Source organism: Aromatoleum anaerobium (genome assembly GCF_012910705.2).
Taxonomy (GTDB): domain Bacteria; phylum Pseudomonadota; class Gammaproteobacteria; order Burkholderiales; family Rhodocyclaceae; genus Aromatoleum; species Aromatoleum anaerobium.
In genome coordinates this window covers 1-658 of the sequence record NZ_WTVG02000010.1, presented here as the reverse complement: position 1 = coordinate 658, position 658 = coordinate 1, and the positions used below count along the sequence as shown (strand labels likewise).

Annotated in this window: 1 protein-coding gene; it reads left to right on the top strand. The window is 60.8% G+C overall.

Annotation, left to right across the window (positions count from 1 at the left end):
• Positions 1–658 (top strand): tyrosine-type recombinase/integrase (locus GO606_RS00670; protein WP_246979243.1); only part of this gene is annotated, 658 nt, incomplete at both ends.

Here is a 658-nt window from a genome sequence, read left to right as displayed (position 1 = left end):
ACTAGCTCAAACCGTCGAATCGTATCTGGCCGTGCGCCGTGCTTGTGGTTTCGAACTCAAGTGCCAAGGCAATCTGCTGCGCAGTTTCGCCGCCTTCTCGGAGGCGAACGGTCAGACCTACGTCTGCTCGGAAACCGCTCTCCAATGGGCCGGATTGGCAAGATCGGTCCGACAGCGCGCCCGTCGGCTCGGTGAGGTCATTCGATTTGCCCGGTACGTCCATGCAGAGGACCGACGCCATGAAGTACCCCCACCGGTCTTTGGCAGTGAGAAGGGGCCACGTCCGGTGCCGTACATCCTGTCCGCGGACGACATCCAGCGACTCGTGCAGGCAGCATCCCAGTCGGGCTATCGGACGTTGCGTCGAAATACCTACAGCACGCTGTTCGCGCTACTGGCCTGCACGGGGCTTCGCGTCTCGGAAGCCATCCGCTTGCGCTATGAGGACATTACCCCGGATGGGCTGGTGATTCGATGCTCCAAATTCCGTAAGAGCCGCTTCGTTCCGTTGCATGAGACGGCCCGGGCGGGGCTTGAGCAATATCTGGAACGCCGACGTCCCTATGCGCCGTTCAACGATCACGTGTTCGTATCGTTACGACGAAAGCCGTTGCGCATAGAGGATGTGGAGTGCGCATTCCGCACCGCCGCCAGGAAG